This window comes from uncultured Salinisphaera sp. (genome assembly GCF_964012375.1).
GTDB lineage: Bacteria > Pseudomonadota > Gammaproteobacteria > Nevskiales > Salinisphaeraceae > Salinisphaera.
The window spans coordinates 1-2,964 of record NZ_CAXGSH010000174.1; the positions used below are offsets into that span (position 1 = coordinate 1).

At 61.8% G+C, this 2,964-nt stretch carries 3 protein-coding genes; 2 read left to right on the plus strand and 1 reads right to left on the minus strand.

Annotated features, from left to right (window positions below; genetic code table 11):
* Nucleotides 1-415 precede the first annotated feature (415 nt).
* Nucleotides 416-1,774, minus strand: a complete 1,359-nt coding sequence (locus ABNU97_RS17570; RefSeq protein WP_348767960.1) for an MFS transporter — start codon at nucleotides 1,772-1,774, stop codon at nucleotides 416-418.
* 217 nt (nucleotides 1,775-1,991) lie between these two features.
* On the opposite strand from ABNU97_RS17570, the gene msrB reads away from it, so the two are divergent.
* Together msrB and msrA are read left to right on the plus strand one after the other, a co-directional pair.
* A complete protein-coding gene (msrB, locus tag ABNU97_RS17575) occupies nucleotides 1,992-2,438 on the plus strand; it encodes a peptide-methionine (R)-S-oxide reductase MsrB (protein ID WP_348767961.1) in 447 nt (148 codons plus the stop codon).
* Entirely contained in the window at nucleotides 2,438-2,947 is a 510-nt protein-coding gene (gene msrA / locus ABNU97_RS17580) for a peptide-methionine (S)-S-oxide reductase MsrA (protein ID WP_348767962.1), read from the plus strand. Before msrB ends, msrA begins: the two co-directional genes overlap by 1 nt.
* The last annotated feature ends 17 nt before the right edge of the window (nucleotides 2,948-2,964 follow it).

The window sequence follows — 2,964 nt, forward strand, 5'->3', positions numbered from 1 at the left end:
AGCGGAAAAGACAGCCGGATGTTTGAGCGAAGCGAGTTTCCGGCTGGCCCGCTTGCGGCCGGAGCCGCGCAGGGAACCGATGCGCAGCATCGGCGCAAGACAGGGTGCCCTTCTCTTGGTTACTTCTCTTGGGCAAGCAAGAGAAGTAATTCGCGCAGCAGTGCGAAACCCCAAGCCAAAATTCACCCGCACCGTTGATTCAAAGCCACGAGCCTCACGGCACTCACAGAATCCGAATACACGGGGCTAGGCGTTAGCTTTGAGCCGCTACAGCGACAAACAAGTTAGCCGACCTGAGGCGACATTCTCATCGGCGTACGCTTGGCCAAGCCGACCTGCGGACGACGTAGCCTGGTAGTGACCGCTAAAGCCCTGGCCCGCATGCGGCGCTGCGGAGCCAGAGCCCTTGGCCGAATCAAGCCGCCGGCGCCGGCTCCCTCGGCCCGGTCCGCGGCCCTGTCCCACTATGCTGGGCCTTCGAGCCTGGCAGGGGCCGGCCGGCGGTTTCGGGAATCAGCATGATGGGAATGAGCGCGATCACCGCCGCCCCCATCAGGTAGAACGCCGGGATGAAGTCGTTGCCGGTTTGCCCGATCAGATACTGGATGATTAGCGGCGCGGTGCCGCCGAACAGCGATGTGGACAGGTTGTAGGCGATGGCAAAGCCGCCGTAGCGCACCCGCGTGGGAAAGATGGCGGGCAAGGTGGCCGGCATGACGCCGGCGAGCATGACCGTCATCAGGCCCAGCATGGCCAGGCCGGCGACCAGACCCCAGACGGTGGTGGTCGACAGCAGCAGGAACGCCGGGTAGGAAAACACGATGAAACACAGGCAGGCCGCGATGAGCACCGGCTTACGCCCGACCCGATCGGACAGCCCGCCGAACAGGTAGATGATCGACATCATCGCCACCTGCACCGCGATGAGCAGGCCGGCCGCTTCGGTGGCGCTGATGCTCAGGATGGTTTCCAGATAGCTGGGCAGGTAGGTCAGCACTGTGTAGTAGGCGATATTGAGGATCAGCGTGAGCCCGATGCATAGCAGCAGCTGACGGGTATGGTCGCCCACGACTTCGGCCAGCGTGCCGTTGGCTTCGTTGTCTTCCTGGGCCTTGAGGAAGGCCGGACTGTCTTCCAGCCGAAGCCGCAGATAAAGGCCGAACAGGCCGAGCGGCGCGGCGCACAGGAACGGTATACGCCAGCCCCAGGCCGTGAACGCCTCGTCGCCGAGCGAAAACTGCACGAGAAAGACCAGCAGCGAGCCGAGGATATAGCCGCCGAGGGTGCCGAATTCGAGAAAGCTGGCCAGAAAGCCGCGCGAGTTGTCGGGCGAATATTCGCAGATGAACGTGGCCGCGCCGCCGTATTCGCCGCCCGTGGAAAAGCCCTGCACCAGCCGGGCGGCCAGCAGCAGGATCGGCGCCCAGATGCCGATGGACTCGTGGGTGGGAATGAGGCCGATGGCCACAGTGCCGAGCGACATCATGATGATGGTGATGGCCAGCACGCTGGAGCGCCCCAGGCGGTCCCCCAGCGGGCCGAAGAACAGCCCGCCGAGCGGGCGTACGGCGAAGGCCACCGCGAAGAACATCAGCGATTTCAGCAGGGAATCGCCCGAGTCCTGGGCAAAGAACACACGGCCGATGGTGCTGGCCGTATAGGCATATATGCTGAAATCGAACCACTCCAGCGCATTGCCCAGACCGGCGGCGGTAACCGCTTTGCGAACCGCGCCCGCGTCGACCGCAGTGCTGTCTTCCGTGGCAGCCGTCATGAGCGCTCCTGTTTCATTAAGCGGAATTCATGGTTACCAAAGCTAGCCGAAACTTGTATGTAGCACAAATATACCAACGTCTATATCGGGTCGGCTTGCGTAGTACAGGGCAAGGACAGGACCCGCTGTCGACCTGCGTCATCGCCGTTGCAGAACTTGATTTTCGGCTGGCGGGCCATCATTTATTTTCTATTCGCACACGGCTGTGAGAACTTTTATGCCGAACTACAGCAAATCCGAGGACGCCCTTTCGAAACTGGACAAGACCCAGTACTGGGTCACCCAGGAAAGCGGCACGGAGCCGCCGGGTACCGGTGAATACCTGAACAACAAGGAGGCCGGAATCTACGTGGATATCGTCTCCGGCGAGCCGCTGTTCGCCTCCAGCGACAAGTACGAGTCCGGCTGTGGCTGGCCGAGCTTCACGAAGCCGATCCAGCCCGCTTACGTGAACGAACTACAGGACAACTCGCACGGCATGACCCGCACCGAGGTGCGCTCGACGCACGGCGACAGCCATCTGGGCCATGTGTTTCCGGATGGCCCGCGCGATCGCGGCGGCCTGCGTTACTGCATCAACTCGGCGTCGCTGCGCTTCATTCCGAAAGACGAGATGGAAGCGCAGGGCTACGGCGAGTTCATCGATCAAGTGGAGGACATCTGATGGCACAAGAGAAAGCGATTCTGGCCGGCGGCTGCTTCTGGGGCATGCAGGACCTGATTCGCCGCTATGACGGCGTGATCTCGACCCGTGTGGGCTACTCCGGCGGCGACGTGCCCAATGCCACCTACCGCAATCACGGCGATCATGCCGAGGCGATCGAGATCGTGTTCGATCCGGATACGATCAGCTACCGCCAGCTCCTGGAGTTCTTCTTCCAGATTCACGACCCGACCACGAAGAACCGCCAGGGCAATGATCGCGGGCGCAGCTATCGTTCGGCGATCTACTACACCAGCGACGAGCAGAAAGCCGTGGCCGAGGATACGATCGCGGACGTTAATGCCTCCGGCATCTGGCCCGGCAAGGTCGTCACCGAAGTCGAGCCTGCCGGCGACTTCTGGGAAGCCGAGCCGGAACACCAGGATTATCTGGAAAAGTTTCCGAACGGCTATACCTGTCATTTCGTGCGCCGCGACTGGCAGCTGCCGCGCCGTAACGAAAGCGCATGAAAAAACGGCCGTTTTTT

Bases quoted from the DNA above. Each gene is read 5' to 3' on its own strand.
- ABNU97_RS17570 (WP_348767960.1), bottom strand. From the start codon at position 1,774: ATGACGGCTGCCACGGAAGACAGCACTGCGGTCGACGCGGGCGCGGTT.
- msrA (WP_348767962.1), top strand. From the start codon at position 2,438: ATGGCACAAGAGAAAGCGATTCTGGCCGGCGGCTGCTTCTGGGGCATG.
- msrB (WP_348767961.1), top strand. From the start codon at position 1,992: ATGCCGAACTACAGCAAATCCGAGGACGCCCTTTCGAAACTGGACAAG.